Genomic DNA, 16,275 nt, shown 5'->3' with positions numbered 1-16,275 from the left:
CTATGAGCGCAGCTGCCATAGCGATGGTTGCCAAGGGAATCTCCTCCTGAAATTATTGTTTGAAAGCATACATATATTATCATAACTAGCAGTTATGGTCAATAATATTCGAAGATGAACAAATATTATGATAATCAATAAACGTCGCTTCTGAGCTGATAAATAAAAGAATAATAATCAATAACAAATGTGTCTGATAATTACTTCTAATTGCCTTCCGGACCTTCTCTTACTATGTAATTTATGTTATACTTTAAGCAGTTAATATATTTTTAGGCAAGGTTGATAATCATTCAATATTGACAGCTGTTCTCATTCGCAGTATAATGGGAACAGTCAGTTAGGTTGTTTTCAGCTTGGCCTAAGTGTTTCACATGAGGAGGATATTTATGTTCCAGAAAACAGATTTTTGGATTGGTCTCGCAGTTGGTGCCGTAGCTGGTATTTTCGGCTATCGCTTCATGCAGGAGCGTGAGCAGCAGATGGCTGCCCTCCAGCAGGCTGCTCCCGCAGGTGAATTGCCCCTTGCTGAGCTTCAGCGCCAGAAAGAGGAGCTCGAGGACCTTATCGCTGCTCAGGAAGCTAAGCAGAAGTAATTTCTTATGAGTTTGGAGACTGCCATCGGCTTCGCCCCTGGCAGTCTTTTCTTCTATGTGAAAGGGAGGAAATATTCTTGAATCTGTTGGGGAACATACAGATTCCAACCAGCAAGTTGGATTTATTTATCCGTTCTGTGGAAATTGCGTCTTATCTGCCTGGGAGGGTGCGCCTGCGCTCCAGGAATCTCATCGGCAATGCGAATCTGGAGCACGAAGTGAGGTCCCAGCTGCTTTCTTTTGCAGAGATTGACTCAGTGGATACCAGCACCGCTACCGGCTCCATTCTTATCAAGTATGTGCCGGAGCGTCTCAGAGCCAATGCTGAACTGGCAAAAGTTGAACAGTATATTATGTCGCATGTAAAGGGGAGATGAAGTGATGGCTATGTCCGGAACAGGAATGATGATGGGTATGGCAGCAGGTCAGGCTTTGGCACAGATGCTTATTGGAGGCGGCTCCGGTGCCGCCAAAGGCATGATGGGTGGCCGCGGCGGTATGATGGGCGGCATGATGGGCAGCATGGGAGGCCTGGGCGGTCGTTCCGGCGGCCAGTCCGGCCTTTTGGACAGCGGCCTTGACATGATGAAGCAGGCAGGCCAGGGTGTGGCAAAAGCCGGGGCCAGGATTCAGCGGGCAGTGTTTGCAGCTCCGGTTGAACCTTTTACCCTGGTTTCCAGGCAGCCGGGACGCCGCCGCTACAGGGCTTCCTTTGACAAGGGCTTGGAAAAGACTTTGGAAAAACTTGCTTCACTGCCCTTTTTGAAGGAAGTGAAGGCCAATGCCCTGACGGGCAGCATTCTCTTTATCTATGAGGTTGCAGAGGCCAACGAGGAAGAGATGGACAAGCTGGCAGCAGAGCTGCGTGACAAGGTCTTCAAGCATAGCCTGCCCCCCGTACCTCCTGCACCGCTTAAGGGTGAGGGCCTGCCTTCTGAGGCCCATGCCGGTGCCATCACCAGAAGCCTCAGGGGCACTATGCGTTCCTTCAGTGCCTGGATCAAGGAGCATACCGGCGGCTGGCTGGATATCAGCTCGGCGGCTTCCCTCTTCTTCCTGCTGCGGGGCTTCCAGAAGATGTTTGCCAACCAGCAGTTCCCCACCGGGTCCCAGATGTTCTGGTGGGCCGTTTCCCTCATGAGAGGATGGCGTACGGTATGAAATACGGTGTTTACAATATAAAGCTGGCGGTGGCCCTGCCCCGTGAGGAACGGGCCATCCTGGCAGCCAAACTGCGCAGCTTCCGCCAGATAGCAGCGGCAGTGGTGGAGGAGCGCCAGGCGCGCATCTACTACCGCGGCGTGCTGCCCCTGCAGCAGGTGCAGTCTCTTATTGTGCGCACCTTGGTGCGGGTGAAGGAAGAATCCGTCAGCCAGGCAGACCGCCTGGTTGAGTATCGCAGGGATGCCCTGATTTCCCTGGCCAGCTTTGCAGGCATGCAGCTCCTGCAGCGCACTTCTCCCCAGCTTTATGCCAGCATGAAGATCCTGCGCACCATTCTGGTGCTGGGCATTGCCCGGAACTTCATCAAGACTGGCATTCAGGGCATGATCGAAGACCGCCGTCCCAATGCAGATACATTGACGGCTACGGCAGTCATCGCCTCCGTGCTGGCAGGCAAGCCGGAATCCAGCCTGACCCTGCTGGCCTTGTCCAATGGCGCGGAGATGCTCACCAGCTATGCGGCAGAGCGCGCCCGCACCCATATCTCCGGCCTCCTGTCCCTTGACCAGCGCTACGTCTGGCTGGTGGAGGGCCAGGAGGATGATGGAGATGTGGTGGAGCGCAAGGTGCCCATTGAGCAGGTGAAGGCCGGGGACATCATCGCCGCCCATGCCGGCGAGAAAATCGTCATTGACGGGCGGGTGATTTCCGGTGATGCTGCCGTGAATCAGGCCTCCATAACCGGCGAGTCCAATCCCGCCATGAAGCACGCAGGTTCTCCCGTTTACGCAGGCAGCGTGGTGGAGGCAGGGGAACTGGTGATTGCGGTGGAGAAAGTGGGCTCTGACACCTCCCTGGCCCATATCGTGCATCTGGTGGAGGAGGCCCAGACCCGCAAGGCGCCGGTGCAGAATTTCGCCGACCAGATGGCCAATCTGCTGGTGCCCATTTCCTTCATCGGGGCGGGCATTGTCTACGGTGCCACCCGTGACTGGCAGCGGGTGCTGAACCTGCTGTTCATTGACTTCTCCTGCGGCCTCAAGCTTTCCACTGCCACGGCCATTTCTGCTTCCATTGCGGCAGCGGCCAAGCGCGGCATCCTGGTGAAGGGCGGCAACTATATCGAGGCCCTGGCAGAGACTGACACGGTGGTGCTGGACAAGACTGGTACCCTCACCGTGGGCATTCCCCAGATTTCCTTCATCAAGACCAAGGTCGGGGTGGAGGAGAAGGAACTACTGCTGCTGGCGGCTTCTGCCGAGCAGCATTCCGTCCATCCCCTGGCAGTGGCCATCCAGAAGTATGTGAAGGCACAGGAATGGCAGGTGCCCCAGCATAAGAAATCCGAGACCGTGGTGGCCCGGGGCATGCTGGCAGAGGTGCCGGACTTCGAGGGCTGCAAGGGCGGCACTATCCGCGTGGGCAGCCTGAAGTTCTTGAACGAAAATGGCGTCAAGGATAATGAGAACCTTGATGCAGGCCTCAAGGGCAAGAACCTCCTTTATGTGGCCCGTGACCAGGAGCTTATCGGCGTCATCGGCATCGAGGACCCTGTGCGTCCCAATATGAAGAAGACCCTGAACCGCATGCGCCGCTATGGCATTGACGAGATAGTCATGCTCACCGGCGATTCCAAGGCGGTGGCAGCTGAGGTGGCAAATGCCATGGATATCGACTCTTACCATGCGGAAATCCTGCCTGAGGACAAGAGCACTTATGTGAACAAGCTCAAGCAGCGTGGCACGGTGATGATGGTGGGGGACGGCATCAACGATGCTCCGGCCCTGGCCTTTGCAGATGTGGGCGTTTCCCTGGGCGGGCGGCAGACGGATATTGCCGCCGAGTCCTCTGCAGTGACCATCCACTCCGAGGACCCCAACCGCCTTATGGAGGCCCTGCAGCTGGGCAAGCGCACCATGGATCTGGTGCACCAGAACTTCATGGCGACAATCCTGGTGAATTCCTCCGCCATGCTGTTGGGAGCTTTGGGGCGCATCAATCCTCTGTGGGCAGCGGTGATCCACAATACGGCCACTCTGGCTGTGGTGCTGAACAGCTGCCGCATCCTGCGGCCCAATGCGCCGTTGTTTGCCAGGAGGCGTCGCTGAGCAGTTTGACGAATGAGGCTGTCTATATCCCCCGGGGGGGCTTGCGCAGGCAGAGGCAGCTTGTTATCATCTAATTGATATTGATTATTAGGTGATAAGGAGTTTCAGCATGCGCATACCGGACGAGGACAGACATTATCTGAATATAGCAATGCCTGCTGCCCTGGAGGGCCTGTTTATGGTGCTGCTGAGTTCTGTGGATATCATCATGGCAGGCATGCTGGGAACGGCGGCTATTGCGGCGGTGAGTATCTTTACCCAGCCCAGGATGATGCTGCTTTGTGTGGTTCGCTCCATAGCGGCGGTTCTGACGCTGCTCACTGCCAGGAAGTTCGGTGAGGATAATACACAGGAAGTGCCCGTGCTGCTTGCACGGACACTTTTTTGTGCTGTTATTTTCATGGGCATATTGCATGTCTTGTTCTTCTGGCAGCTGGAGCGCATTCTCTGCTGGATGGGGGCGCAGGAAGAGTATCTGGCAGCGGCTCTGTCCTATGGGGACATCGCTCTGCTGGGGGTATTCCTAACCACTCTGGCCACTGTCCTGCAGGCAGTGCAGCTGGGCTATGGCCACACCAAAGAGGTGATGAGCGCCAACCTTCAGGGCAATCTGGTGAATGTCGTGGGCAATGCTCTGTTCATCTTTGGCCTGGGCCCCTTTCCTGCGCTGGGGGTGACGGGGGCTGCTGTGGGTACGGTCATTGGCACCAGCTGGACTCTGGCAGTTTCTGCCCGCCAGCTGGGGGGCAGCGCTATGCCGGGGGACTGGCGGGCTTTTTGGCCTGACAGGTCATATTTCCGGGAATTCTTGCCAGTCTTTGCCGGAGTCTTCAGCGAGCAGGGGTTCGAGCGCATCGGCATGGTGCTCTACACCCGCATGGTGGCGGAGCTGGGCACGGCAGCTTATGCCGTCCATGCCATCTGCATGAATTTCTGCGATTTCTATTACTGCTTTGCCGGGGGACTGGGCAAGGCCAATATGGTCATGGCAGGCCACGCTCACGGGGCAGGCGACTGGGCTTACTGGCAGCGGCAGCTGCGGGCCGGGCTCAAGTGGAGCTTGATTTTTTCCCTTGTTTCTTTTGTGCTGACCTTCAGCTTGCGGGAAGAAATCTTCAGCCTCTACTCCCATGAAGTGGGATTGCTGCCCTTAGGGAGCCTGGTCATGATTTTCGTGGCGGCGGTGAGCTTTCCGGAGGCCCATGCCCTGGTGTGCGCCGGCGTGCTCCGGGGCAGCGGCAGGACCAGCCAGGTGGCAGCCTATTCCTTTGTGAGCATCGCCTTCCTGCGTCCCCTGATCACGGCTTTCTTCCTGCAGGTGCTGGATATGGGCCTGCCTGGTGCCTGGCTGGCTCTGGCCATCGACCAGTCCATCAGGGCTGCCTGTGCCTCCTTCCTGCTGTGGCGCCTGTGGCAGGGGCGTCCCCAGCCTGCCTGCGAAACTTGACAGGCTGGGGTAGGTAGTGGTAAAATTTTGCCTGTTGTAATTTTCATTGAAAACAATTCTATATTGAGATTGGATTGGGTGTCGAAAGGAATAGCATAGTTCCTATGACTTAATAGAGAAGCCGGTAAAAGCCGGCGCGGTCCCGCCACTGTAACAGCGAGCTTCATTGCATTGATGTCACTGGAAAGAGCAAAGTCTTTCTGGGAAGGCGCAAGGAAGTGATGACCTGGAGCCAGGAGAACTGCCTGATTGACAATCACCGTTTGACCCGCGAGCGATGGGGATGGGGATTTTGCTGGAGAAGTATATGGTGGACCTGTCTGCATTTTTGCGGGCAGGTTTTTTATGTTTATGGGGAGATGAGAAACTTTGCAAAAACTTTTGGGCAAGATGTCGCAGATGCTGATTACCCTCATAGGTGTCAGCTTCCTGACCTTTTGCTTGACCTATCTGGCCCCCGGGGACCCGGCGGCCATGCTGCTGGAGGCGGGGGACACTATCGTGTCACAGGAAACCCTGGACAAGACCAGGGCGGAGCTGGGACTGGACAAGCCCTTCCTGGTGCAGTATGTGAACTGGGCAGGAGGCGTGCTGCAGGGTGATATGGGCATATCCTACTCTGCCAAGAAACCGGTTACAGAAAAGCTGCTGGAGGGCTTTGCAGGGACGCTTACTTTGGCGGCTGTGACCATCGTCTTCGTGCTGCTGATTTCCCTGCCGCTGGGGATATGGTCTGCGATTCACAGGAACGGCTGGCAGGATCATCTGGTGCGGGGCATTTCCTTTATCGGGGTGTCCATGCCTTCCTTCTGGATAGGCCTGCTCTTCCTCTATGTCTTCGGCCTGAAGCTGGGCTGGTTCCCTATTGCCAAGTCGGCTGTGACATTGGAGGGCATCGTGCTGCCTTCCCTGACCCTGGCCCTCTATATGTCCTCCAAGTATATCCGCCAGGTGCGCACTGTGTTCCTGGAGGAACTGCAGCAGGATTATGTGGTGGGGGCAAGGGCCAGGGGGCTTTCGGAGCAGGCTATCCTGTGGAAGCACGTCTTGCCCAATGCCATCCTGCCCCTCATCACCCTGCTGGGCATGTCCATTGGCTGGCTCCTGGGGGGCGTGGCGGTCATCGAAATGGTGTTCTCCTGGCCTGGCATCGGCAATATGGCGGTGCGGGCCATCTCCATGCGGGACTATCCTCTCATTGAGGGCTTCGTGCTCTGGATTTCCATAGTTTACATGGGCATCAACGCGCTGGTGGATCTTTCTTATGCTTATCTTGACCCGCGGCTGAAAAAGGAGGGGAACTGATGGCGGTTTTTCGTGAGAACAGGCTTTTCGCCTTCTATACAGCTCTGGTGGTATTTGTGGTGCTGCTGGCCATCTTTGCCCCTTACCTTGCTCCCCAGGACCCCATGGAGGGAAACATGAAACTGGTGCTGCAGACGCCGTCGGCAGAGCATATCCTGGGCACGGATAAATTGGGCCGGGATATTTTCTCCCGCATTCTCTGCGGCACCCAGGTTTCTCTCTTCATGGCCCTGTGCCTGGTGGCGCTGATTGCCGCTGTGGGCACGCTGGTGGGAGTGCTGGCTGGGTTCTTCGGGGGCTGGCTGGAAACCATCCTCATGCGCCTGGCGGATATGATGCTGGCTTTCCCGGGCATCGTGCTGGCCATTGCCATCGCAGGCATCCTGGGGGGCAGCGTGGTGAATACCATCCTGGCCCTGCTGGTGGTGAGCTGGGCCAAGTACGCCCGGCTGGTGAGGAGCCTGGTGCTGCGCCTGCGCAATCAGGATTTCATCCAGGCAGCCAGGATCCAGGGGGCCCGCACCGGAGCTATTCTCTGGCGCCATGTGCTGCCCAATGTGCTGCCCATGGTGGTCATCACGGGAGCCATGGACATCGGCACCATGATGATGGAGATTGCGGGACTGTCCTTCCTGGGCTTCGGTGCCCAGCCTCCCACACCGGAGTGGGGGCTGATGCTGAATGAGGGGCGCCAGTATATCCAGTCGGCTCCCTGGCTCATGCTCTATCCGGGGCTGGCCATCTTCAGCGTAGTGGCGATATTCAATCTGTGGGGGGACAGCCTGAGGGATGTCCTTGACCCGCGGCAGGAATAAATATGTTGTCTCTCTTATTTTTTAGAAAAGGGGAATGCGTGCAATGAAGTTCAACATGAAGAAAGTTTGGAAAGCTGTGGCTATGGGGCTGTGCGGTGCGGCTCTGACGGCTGCTCTGACCGGCTGCGGGGCAGACAAAGGGGGGAGCGCCCAGCAGGGTGTGCTGAAGGTGGGTGTCACCAACTTCGCCGACACTCTTGAGCCTACCCAGAATTACTTTGGCTGGGTGGTCATGCGCTACGGCCTGGGTGAGTGCCTTACCAAGTTTGACGAGAAGATGAATGTGCAGCCCTGGCTGGCCGAGAGCTGGAACATCAGCGACGACCATCTCACCTGGACTTTCAAGATCCGTGAGGGCGTGAAGTTCTCCAATGGCGACGAGCTTACGGCTGAGGCTGTGAAGGCTTCCATCGAGCGTGCCTTCGCCAAGAACAACCGTGCCGCTACTTTCTTCAAGTACAAGGAAATCAAGGCTGAGGGGCAGACCCTCACCATCGTGACGGAAAAGCCCATGCCCAATATGCCGGGCTTCCTGGCGGACCCCCTTTTCATCATTGTGGACACCAAGGCCGAGGCAAATCGCGACTTTGCCAAGGAAGGCCCCATCTGCACCGGTCCCTACATGGTGGAATCCTTCGTGAAGGAAAAGGCTGTCATGAAGAAGAACCCCTCCTACTGGGATGGGGAAGTACCCTTTGAGACGGTGGAGATTCCCTCCATTGATGACCCCAACACCCGGGCCATGGCTCTCCAGTCCGGCGAGGTGGATATGGCTGTGAACATCGCCGCAGGTGACATGGACACCTTCCGTGGCAATGACAAGTTCTTCGTGGACGAGATTTCTTCCCTGCGGGTGGTGCTGGCCCGCCTGAACCAGAAGGGCATCCTGAAGGACGACAAGGTGCGCGCCGCTCTCATTGCCGGCTGCGACAGGGAAACCTACAACAAGGTGCTCCTGAAGGACACTTTCCTGCCGGGCAAGGCTCCTGTGCCTCCTTCCATGGATTACGGCTTTGACCAGCTCACTGACCCCAACGCCTACAATCCCGAAAGGGCAGCTAAGCTCCTTGACGAGGCCGGCTGGAAGGATACCAACGGCGACGGCATCCGCGAAAAGGACGGCCAGCCTCTGAAGCTTGATTTCGTGGTTTACAACAGCCGCGCAGAACTGCCCCTCTACGCTGAGGCAGTGCAGGCTGACCTGAAGAAGCTGGGCTTTGACATCAACATCAAGACCGTGGATTACAATCTCGTTGACCAGATTGGCATCAAGGGCGAGTATGACCTCCTGATTTCCAATATCACCACCGCCAACACCGGCGATCCTGAGATTTTCCTCAACTGGTACTGGAAGTCCAATCTGAATGGCGAGAATCCCCAGAACGGCTCCGGCTACAGCAATCCTGCTCTGGACGCCAAGTTCGAGGCCCTGTCCGTGGAATTTGACAAGGAGAAGCGCCGCCAGCTCATCATCGAGATCCAGCAGATGATCATGAACGACGGGGCAGCCCTGTTCCTGGGCTATCCCCAGACCAACATCGTCAGCAGCAAGGCTCTGGCCAACGTGAAGATGTATCCTTCCGACTACTACTGGATCACCAATATCATCAAGCCTGCCAAGTAAGGGAGCGAAAATGCTTTTAGATGTAAAGAATCTTTCCATCGAGTATCAGGGAAAATCCACGGTGGAAAATGTTTCCTTCGGCCTGGAGCCGGGGGAGATACTGGCCATCGTGGGGGAGTCCGGCAGCGGCAAGACCTCCGTTATCCGCGCCATCCTGGGATGCCTTTCCGGCACGGGCCGGGTCAGCGGCGGGGAGATAGATTTTGCAGGGCGGAAGCTCCTTTCCCTCACCAATAAGGAATGGCTGGAGCTTCGTGGCAAAGATGTGGCCATGATCTTTCAGGACAGCGGCAATATGCTGAATCCTGTCCGCACCATCGGCAGCCAGTTTGTGGAATACATGCAGGTGCACAGCAGCATGGGCAAGGGTGAGGCAGAGGAAAAGGCCAAAAGCCTCCTCAAGCGCATGAACCTGCCGGACCCTGCCAGGGTGATGGACTCTCATCCCTTCGAGCTCAGCGGCGGCATGCGGCAGAGAGTTGGCATCGCCATGGCGCTCACCTTCCAGCCCCAGCTGCTGCTGGCAGATGAGCCCACTTCGGCTCTGGATGTTACCACCCAGGCCCAGATAGTAGAAGAGCTGATGCAGGTGGTGCAGGAGGCAGGCTCTGCCATGATCATCGTCACCCACAATATCGGCGTGGCAGCCCACATGGCAGACAAGATCATGGTCATGACCGGCGGCAGGGTGGCGGAGTACGGCACTACTGCCGAGGTCATAGGAAGCCCCAGGGCTGACTATACCAGGACTTTGCTGGCTTCGGTGCCGGAGATTGGAGGCCGTCGCTATGTCTGAACAGGAAATACTGCTGGCTGCTGAAAAGGTCTGCAAGGTCTTCGAGCCGGAAAAGGGCAAGAAATTCACTGCCTGCCGCGATATCTCCCTGCAGCTGCGCAAAGGGGAAACCCTGGGCCTGGTGGGGGAGTCCGGCTGCGGCAAGTCTACCTTCGTCCGCACCATCATGGGGCTGCACCCTGCCACCAGCGGCAGGATTCTCTTCAAGGGTGAGGATATCACCAACATCAAGGGAGAGAAAAGGCGGGAAATGGCCAGGCACATCCAGATGATTTTCCAGGACCCTGCCACGGCTTTCAATCCCAAGATGCGCATCAAGGACATCATCTGCGAGCCCTTGCGGAATTTTGCCAAAGTCTCAGATAAGGAAGCTGAAGCAAGGGCCGTGGAGCTCCTGCGGCAGGTAGAGCTGCCACCGGAGATGGCCCTGCGCTATCCCCATGAATTGAGCGGCGGCCAGCGCCAGCGGGTGGGCATTGCCCGGGCCCTGATACTGGAGCCGGAAATCATCATCTGCGATGAGGCCACCAGTGCCCTGGATGTGTCCGTGCAGGACAGCATCGCCAAATTGCTGGCGGAAATCCAGAAGAAGCGCGGTGTCAGCTATATCTTCATCTGCCATGACCTGGCCCTGGTGAGCCTGATCAGCCATCGGGTGGCAGTCATGCAGCAGGGAAGCATAGTGGAAGAACTGCCGGGGGATAAGCTTGCGGAAGCCCGGCATCCGTATACCAGGAAGCTGTTGAGCTCTGTTTTTGCGGTCAGGGCGTGCTGAATATGCAGGAAAAGGAGCTGTTGCAATTGCAACGGCTCCTTTTCCTATGGAAAAATCAGACAGATTGGGTTAAAATAAAATCTGGATGAAATGATGAGCGCATAGATATATAACAGCGTAATCAACAGATTTGCAATGGAGGTCATATTATGAGCGGAATTTTTTACGGTATCGGCGTGGGCCCCGGCGACCCGGAACTTTTGACTGTGAAGGCCATCAACGCCATCAAGAAGGTGGATGTGCTCATCGCTCCCAAGACAGAGAAGAAGGACGGCAGCGTGGCTCTTTCCATTGCCAAGCCCTACCTCAAGGAAGATGTGGAGATAGTCTATCAGGTGTTCCCTATGGTGAAGGGCTTTGCAGATGATACCAAGGCCTGGGAGGAGAACAAGGCGGAAATCCTGGCACTTTTGCGCGCAGGCAAGAACGTGGCTTTCCTGACCCTGGGCGACCCCATGTTCTACAGCACCTATATTTACGTTTACCGCCTGCTGGAGCATGAGGACGTGGAAATCTGCACCATTCCCGGCGTGCCCGCTTTTGCTGCCATTGCCAGCCAGATTGGCGCCCCCATTGTGGAGGGTGACGATGTGCTGGCCATCATCCCGGCTACCGCCAGCCCGGACAAGATTCAGAATGCCCTGGCAGTGGCTGACAATGTGGTGATGATGAAGGTCTACAAGAACTTCTCCGATGTGGCCCATCAGCTGGCTGCCCACGGCCTGGCCGAGAATGCCGTGCTGGTAAGCCGCGCAGGCCTGGACGGGGAGCAGGTCATCGATGATATCATGGCCCATCGGGATGAGAAGCTGAACTATCTGTCCACCATTCTCACCCGCAGGCATTGAGCCTGCTAGAAAAGGGAGATGGGCGATATGAAAAAACTTACGGCAGTCCTGCTGTGCCTTCTGTTTTTATTGGTTGCGGCAGGCTGCGGCAGCCAGCAGGCGGCAAATAATGCTTCCGCGCAGATTTTTACCAAAGTGCAGGACGACCTGGGCCGGGAAGTGACTCTGGAGAAAAAGCCGGAGCGCATTGTGGTTACCTCTGCTTCCTTTTTGGAGCCTCTCCACGAGGTGGGGGGCGACGTAGTGGGCCGCCCGGACTCCAAGACCAAGATGCCGGACTATGCCAAAGACAAGGCCAGCGTGGGCAAGGTCTACCAGATTGATGTGGAAAAGGTGCTCTCCTGTGAGCCGGATCTGGTCATCATCAACAAGGGCATGAATGAGAAGCTGGTGGAAACCCTGGAAGCCAGCGGCATCAAGACCTTGGTGGTGGATATGAAGAGCTACGAGGACGTGAAGCGGGAAGTGGCTCTCTTTGCCCAGCTTACGGGGGAGAAGGAAAAGGGAGAGGCCCTTATTTCCTCTATGGACAAGAAAATCCAGGCCGTGAAGGAGAAAATCCCGCAGGAGAAGCGCCGGGTGGCCGTCATCCACAGCACCAATCAGGGGCTCACTGTGCAGCTTTCCGGCAGCATAGCAGGTTCGGTGGCAGAAATGCTGGGCTGGGAGAATGTGGCAGGGGACATGACCCCGCTGGAAAAGGATCCCGACTCTGCTCCCTACAGCCTGGAGACCATGGTGGAGAAGAATCCCGAGCTGATGTTCGTCACCAGCATGGGCAAATTGGAAGAAATCAAGGCCAGCATGGACGCAACCATGGCAGAGAACCCTGCCTGGCAGTCCGTGGAGGCGGTGCGCCAGGGCAAGGTCTTCTACCTGCCCCAGGACCTGTTCCTCTTAAGTCCCGGCCTTCACTATCCGGAAGCCGTGGAAATGATGGCCAAGCTGGTCTATCCGGAAGCATTTTAAGGAATGAGAATTGACAGGAGGTCGTCAATATGATGATAAGAAAGGTCGTCTTATTGGCGGCCTTCTTTGTTTTGGCAGTGCTGGGCATGCTCATCAGCATCAGCCTGGGTTCTGTGGAGATACCCGCTTTGGAAGTGTGGCAGACCCTCTTTGCCGGGGGCAGCGGCACCCATGAGCAGATCCTGATGAACATACGCCTGCCCCGCACGCTGGTAGCGGCGCTGGTGGGCATCAACCTGGCCCTGTCCGGGGCTATTTTACAAGCGGTGATGAGGAATCCACTGGCTGACCCCCATATCATCGGCATTTCTTCCGGGGCGGGGCTCATGGGCATCCTGGTGATGCTGGCCCTGCCGGGGTACGGCTTTCTCATTACCCCTGCGGCCTTTGTGGGGGCCATGGGGGCGGCGGTGCTGATTTACCTCTTGGCCTGGAAGAACGGCATCCAGCCCATCCGCATCATTTTGGCAGGTGTGGCAGTGTCGGCCTTTTTGGGGGCGGGGATTTCCGCCCTGATGATTTTCTACAGCGACAGGGTACACAGCGCCCTGATCTGGATGGTAGGTGGCCTGTCTGCCCGCAGCTGGCCCCATGTGGCCATGCTCTGGCCTTATACTTTGGGCGGGGCTTTGTTGGCCTTTGCTTCGGCAAGGCATATCAATATCCTGCAGCTGGGAGATGAACTGGCCAAAGGCCTGGGCCTCCGGGTAGAGCTCACCCGCCTGATCCTCACCTCCGTGGCGGCCCTGCTGGCGGCCAGCGCCGTTTCCGTGGTGGGGCTGCTGGGCTTCGTGGGCCTAATTGTGCCCCATGCAGCCCGGCTCATGATAGGCTCTGACTACCGCTTCCTCCTGCCGGGGACGGCTCTTTTGGGAGTGGGCATGGTAACCTTCAGTGATACCTTTGCCCGGGTGGCCTTCTCTCCCGTGGAACTGCCTGTGGGCATTATCATGGCGGTGCTGGGCGCCCCGTTCTTCCTGTTCCTGCTGAGAAGGGAGCTGTGACCATTGAGCGAGCAAAGCAAAAAGCCTGACGGGTTCCGCGTCAGCCATTTGAAGGTTGCCATTAAGGGCAAAGCCATCCTAAAAGACATCTCCCTGAATTTCACCCTGGGCAGGCGTACTGCCATCATCGGTCCCAACGGCGCAGGCAAGTCCACTTTCCTGCGGGCCATCTCCGGCCTGAACCACGCCTACGAGGGGGCCATCAGGCTGAACGGTGAGGAAATCCGCAAGATGGGCAGGCAGCGGCTGGCCCAGAAGCTGGCCATCCTGCCCCAGGGCCTGCAGGCTCCCCCTGACACCACGGTGGGCACGCTGGTGGACTACGGCAGATTCCCTTACCGCAGCTGGCACGGCGGCAGCCAGGATGCCAGGGCAGACCGGGAAGCCGTGGCATGGGCTCTCTCCGTGACAAAACTGGAGTCCTTCAAGGACAGGCAGGTCATGACCCTTTCCGGCGGCGAGCGCCAAAGAGCCTGGATAGCCATGGCCCTGGCCCAGAAACCGGAAATCCTGCTGCTGGACGAGCCCACCACTTATCTTGACATAGCCCATCAGCTGGAGGTCATGAACCTGATCGAGTCCATCAACAGGGAATACGGAATGACCGTGATCATGGTGCTCCACGATATCAACCACGCCCTGCAGTATGCAGATGAGCTGGTGGTCATCAAGGAGGGAGCCTTGTTTGCCCAGGGCAGCCCGGATGAGATACTCACAGTAGACCTCATCAGGAATGTCTTTGGCGTCAGGGCAGATATCTTCAAGAACAGCCAGGGGGCATCAGTGCTGTCGCCGGTGGAATTGGTGAAGAAGTGAATCAATGCCAGAAGCAGGACGTTTTTACGGTTATATCCGCAAAACTTCTTGGATTTGGTGACTATTGCGGATACAACAATACTTGCAAGAGGAGAGAGGTCAGTCTGATGAACAGTGTTTACGAGAAACTGAACCAGGCTTTGCAAAAATTCAATTCACTGGGCATAGGGGAGCAATTTGATTTCCATAAACTGTACCTGTATTCTCTGGTCACGCATTCCACCGCCATCGAGGGGTCTACGGTCACAGAAATCGAGAACACCCTGATGTTTGACGAAGACATTGTGCCCGGTGGCCGTACGTTGACTGAGCAGCTGATGAATCTTGACCTGAAGCGGGCTTATGATTTTGTTGCCAGGCAGGTGCCTGAGAAGCCGGAGATTACCGTGGATTATCTGAAGAAACTCTCGGCTCTGGTGATGAGGAATACCGGCAGTGTCTATAACACTGCCCTGGGGGATTTCGATTCTTCGGCAGTAGATCTGCGGCTGGTGAATGTCAGCGCTGGACGTGGCGGCAAGACATATCCTTCTTATCAGAAAGTGCCGGGGAAACTGGAGGAGTTTTGCTCATGGCTGAATGAGGCAAGGCAAAGCAACTATGAGGATGAGGCTTCTGTGTACGCCTTATCCTTTGAAGCCCACTACCGGCTGGCGTCCATTCACCCCTGGGTAGATGGCAATGGCCGCACCTGCAGGCTGCTGATGAATATGCTGCAGATGGAGCGAGGGCTATTGCCCAGCATCTTGCTGAAGGAGCATAAGGCTGGGTATATAGAGGCTCTGGCTAAAAGCCAGGATGGGGAGGACAGCAGGATATTTGTGGAGTTCATGATGGGGGAAATGATGGGGTTTTTGTGGAGGAGTGTGGAGGAGTTTGTGAAGACTTCTTGAATAAGTTATCAGCGGGAAACCAGGATTGATGTTACCGCAAAATACTGTGAGTACATATTTAGAAACAGTGCAATGTTAAGAGTATTATTTAACCTGGGGAAAGGGATTACTAATATGTCACCGGGAAGCGGGAGGTACTGGCATGAAAAACTTCTTTACTGAAATAGACGGTATAACTATGACTTTCAATGACATAGGCAAAACAGAGGACGGCATGGAGTATATCCGCATATACTTTGAAAAGCCTGTAGAAGATGGATTCTGTTTCCTGGAATCCAGTCTTCCTATGCTGAATGTGGTGGAAACAGAGGGCTTTACCGAGCAAGAGCAGAAAGAGTTGCTGGAGTATGCCAGCAGAAACGCTTTTATCATATGGGAACTGGCCAGAGAAGGTGGTGTTGGTGTTGCCTAAAATCTGTAAGTTTGGCAAATATACTATCTTCTTTTGGTCAAATGAAAACAATGCGATGGTTAGCTGCTAATAGACAAATGATTGAGGACAAGTGGAAGAAGCATTTTAGCAATACCTGAATTATCTAGCGCATAGAAGGGTAGATGGAAATGGCTGCACCTGCAGATTGTTGGTGAATATGCTTCAGATGGAGCGGGGGGCTGCTGCCCAGTATCCTGCTGAAGGAGCATAAGGCCAGGTATATAGAAGCGCTGGTTGAAAACCAGGAGGGGGAGGACAGCAGGATATTTGTGGAGTTTATGATGGGGAAATGACGGGGGTTTTGTGGAGGAGTTTGTGAAAACTTCTTGAATAATACAAGTGCAGTGATTATGCAGCACTATGGTATGAGGATATGGTGGTGTCCATGAAAGCTGTATTTGCAACGATGAAGGTAGCTCCAGAACCTAAGGTATCGGCATAGGTGCTGTGCGAGCGTATGGGACGACAATCTCTAGGGCCTATACCATGTTGCTTAAGGCTGCATGCGGATGGGCTATATTCCGTTTGTGATAAAGGTTGATAGTTTCAGAATCAAAGGCCTTTGAGGTGGGCGATTCGGAGCCTTTTAGCTGGTGAGGGAGATAAGTCTGGTTGAGGTTTTGGGGGATTTTTGCAAACTGCTACCTTGTTTATGTGCGAATAAAATAGATGCAATATTACA

The 16,275-nt window shown here is 55.7% G+C and carries 16 protein-coding genes and 1 riboswitch; all 16 genes read left to right on the top strand.

Features of this window, described 5'->3' with window-relative positions; all coding sequences use genetic code 11:
* Nucleotides 1–389: 389 nt before the first annotated feature.
* The 16 genes from P159_RS0114175 to P159_RS0114100 all read left to right on the top strand — a co-directional run bounded on the left by P159_RS0114175 (nt 390) and on the right by P159_RS0114100 (nt 15,572).
* Nucleotides 390–596, top strand: coding sequence for a hypothetical protein (locus P159_RS0114175; protein WP_029545040.1), 207 nt, complete (start codon nt 390–392; stop codon nt 594–596).
* Nucleotides 597–673: 77 nt separating this feature from the next.
* Nucleotides 674–973, top strand: coding sequence for an HMA2 domain-containing protein (locus tag P159_RS0114170; protein ID WP_029545038.1), 300 nt, complete (start codon nt 674–676; stop codon nt 971–973).
* 4 nt (nt 974–977) lie between these two features.
* Nucleotides 978–1,757 carry an HMA2 domain-containing protein gene (locus P159_RS0114165; protein ID WP_051650385.1) on the top strand — a complete coding sequence of 260 codons (780 nt, stop codon included), beginning with the start codon at nt 978–980 and terminating at the stop codon, nt 1,755–1,757.
* Complete coding sequence (locus P159_RS0114160; protein ID WP_037377063.1) at nt 1,754–3,868, top strand: heavy metal translocating P-type ATPase; 2,115 nt, start codon at nt 1,754–1,756, stop codon at nt 3,866–3,868. The genes P159_RS0114165 and P159_RS0114160 overlap by 4 nt, the downstream gene beginning before the upstream one ends.
* 109 nt (nt 3,869–3,977) lie before the next feature.
* Nucleotides 3,978–5,315: an MATE family efflux transporter gene (locus tag P159_RS0114155; protein WP_029545032.1), complete on the top strand. Its 1,338-nt coding sequence runs from the start codon at nt 3,978–3,980 to the stop codon at nt 5,313–5,315.
* A 59-nt stretch (nt 5,316–5,374) separates the two neighbouring features.
* Nucleotides 5,375–5,579: riboswitch (cobalamin riboswitch) on the top strand.
* Between the two features lie 105 nt (nt 5,580–5,684).
* A complete protein-coding gene (gene nikB / locus P159_RS0114150) occupies nt 5,685–6,620 on the top strand; it encodes a nickel ABC transporter permease (RefSeq protein ID WP_029545030.1) in 936 nt (311 codons plus the stop codon).
* Nucleotides 6,620–7,435, top strand: a complete 816-nt coding sequence (gene nikC / locus P159_RS0114145) for a nickel transporter permease (protein WP_029545028.1) — start codon at nt 6,620–6,622, stop codon at nt 7,433–7,435. The genes nikB and nikC overlap by 1 nt, the downstream gene beginning before the upstream one ends.
* A 55-nt stretch (nt 7,436–7,490) precedes the next feature.
* On the top strand, nt 7,491–9,059 hold the full coding sequence (locus tag P159_RS0114140; RefSeq protein ID WP_029545027.1) for an ABC transporter substrate-binding protein: 1,569 nt from the start codon (nt 7,491–7,493) through the stop codon (nt 9,057–9,059).
* Nucleotides 9,060–9,069: 10 nt separating this feature from the next.
* Nucleotides 9,070–9,855 (top strand): ABC transporter ATP-binding protein, encoded by a 786-nt coding sequence (locus P159_RS0114135; protein WP_029545026.1) that lies wholly within the window; start codon nt 9,070–9,072, stop codon nt 9,853–9,855.
* The gene (locus P159_RS0114130; protein ID WP_037377062.1) at nt 9,848–10,630 is read left to right on the top strand and encodes an ABC transporter ATP-binding protein; all 783 of its coding nucleotides are present in this window, start codon (nt 9,848–9,850) and stop codon (nt 10,628–10,630) included. The genes P159_RS0114135 and P159_RS0114130 overlap by 8 nt, the downstream gene beginning before the upstream one ends.
* Before the next feature lie 149 nt (nt 10,631–10,779).
* Nucleotides 10,780–11,478: a precorrin-2 C(20)-methyltransferase gene (gene cobI, locus P159_RS0114125; RefSeq protein ID WP_029545023.1), complete on the top strand. Its 699-nt coding sequence runs from the start codon at nt 10,780–10,782 to the stop codon at nt 11,476–11,478.
* A 27-nt stretch (nt 11,479–11,505) separates the two neighbouring features.
* The gene (locus P159_RS0114120; protein ID WP_029545021.1) at nt 11,506–12,447 is read left to right on the top strand and encodes an ABC transporter substrate-binding protein; all 942 of its coding nucleotides are present in this window, start codon (nt 11,506–11,508) and stop codon (nt 12,445–12,447) included.
* Between the two features lie 32 nt (nt 12,448–12,479).
* Nucleotides 12,480–13,451 (top strand): iron ABC transporter permease, encoded by a 972-nt coding sequence (locus tag P159_RS0114115; protein WP_029545020.1) that lies wholly within the window; start codon nt 12,480–12,482, stop codon nt 13,449–13,451.
* A 3-nt stretch (nt 13,452–13,454) separates the two neighbouring features.
* Complete coding sequence (locus P159_RS0114110) at nt 13,455–14,267, top strand: ABC transporter ATP-binding protein (protein ID WP_051650384.1); 813 nt, start codon at nt 13,455–13,457, stop codon at nt 14,265–14,267.
* A gap of 107 nt (nt 14,268–14,374) precedes the next feature.
* Nucleotides 14,375–15,160 (top strand): Fic family protein, encoded by a 786-nt coding sequence (locus tag P159_RS0114105; protein WP_029545016.1) that lies wholly within the window; start codon nt 14,375–14,377, stop codon nt 15,158–15,160.
* 142 nt (nt 15,161–15,302) lie between these two features.
* The gene (locus P159_RS0114100; protein ID WP_029545014.1) at nt 15,303–15,572 is read left to right on the top strand and encodes a hypothetical protein; all 270 of its coding nucleotides are present in this window, start codon (nt 15,303–15,305) and stop codon (nt 15,570–15,572) included.
* Nucleotides 15,573–16,275: the final 703 nt, after the last annotated feature.

It is taken from the genome of Selenomonas sp. AB3002 (genome assembly GCF_000702545.1).
Classification (GTDB): Bacteria; Bacillota; Negativicutes; order Selenomonadales; family Selenomonadaceae; genus Selenomonas_B; species Selenomonas_B ruminantium_A.
This window is presented reverse-complemented; position numbering and strand designations above follow the sequence as displayed.

What these genes read in the sequence shown, in the direction of transcription:
- P159_RS0114100 (WP_029545014.1), top strand. Translation starts at nt 15,303, where the DNA reads ATGAAAAACTTCTTTACTGAAATAGACGGTATAACTATGACTTTCAAT.
- P159_RS0114130 (WP_037377062.1), top strand. Translation starts at nt 9,848, where the DNA reads ATGTCTGAACAGGAAATACTGCTGGCTGCTGAAAAGGTCTGCAAGGTC.
- nikC (WP_029545028.1), top strand. Translation starts at nt 6,620, where the DNA reads ATGGCGGTTTTTCGTGAGAACAGGCTTTTCGCCTTCTATACAGCTCTG.
- P159_RS0114120 (WP_029545021.1), top strand. Translation starts at nt 11,506, where the DNA reads ATGAAAAAACTTACGGCAGTCCTGCTGTGCCTTCTGTTTTTATTGGTT.
- P159_RS0114175 (WP_029545040.1), top strand. Translation starts at nt 390, where the DNA reads ATGTTCCAGAAAACAGATTTTTGGATTGGTCTCGCAGTTGGTGCCGTA.
- P159_RS0114105 (WP_029545016.1), top strand. Translation starts at nt 14,375, where the DNA reads ATGAACAGTGTTTACGAGAAACTGAACCAGGCTTTGCAAAAATTCAAT.
- P159_RS0114140 (WP_029545027.1), top strand. Translation starts at nt 7,491, where the DNA reads ATGAAGAAAGTTTGGAAAGCTGTGGCTATGGGGCTGTGCGGTGCGGCT.
- P159_RS0114165 (WP_051650385.1), top strand. Translation starts at nt 978, where the DNA reads ATGGCTATGTCCGGAACAGGAATGATGATGGGTATGGCAGCAGGTCAG.
- P159_RS0114115 (WP_029545020.1), top strand. Translation starts at nt 12,480, where the DNA reads ATGATAAGAAAGGTCGTCTTATTGGCGGCCTTCTTTGTTTTGGCAGTG.
- cobI (WP_029545023.1), top strand. Translation starts at nt 10,780, where the DNA reads ATGAGCGGAATTTTTTACGGTATCGGCGTGGGCCCCGGCGACCCGGAA.
- P159_RS0114160 (WP_037377063.1), top strand. Translation starts at nt 1,754, where the DNA reads ATGAAATACGGTGTTTACAATATAAAGCTGGCGGTGGCCCTGCCCCGT.
- P159_RS0114135 (WP_029545026.1), top strand. Translation starts at nt 9,070, where the DNA reads ATGCTTTTAGATGTAAAGAATCTTTCCATCGAGTATCAGGGAAAATCC.
- P159_RS0114155 (WP_029545032.1), top strand. Translation starts at nt 3,978, where the DNA reads ATGCGCATACCGGACGAGGACAGACATTATCTGAATATAGCAATGCCT.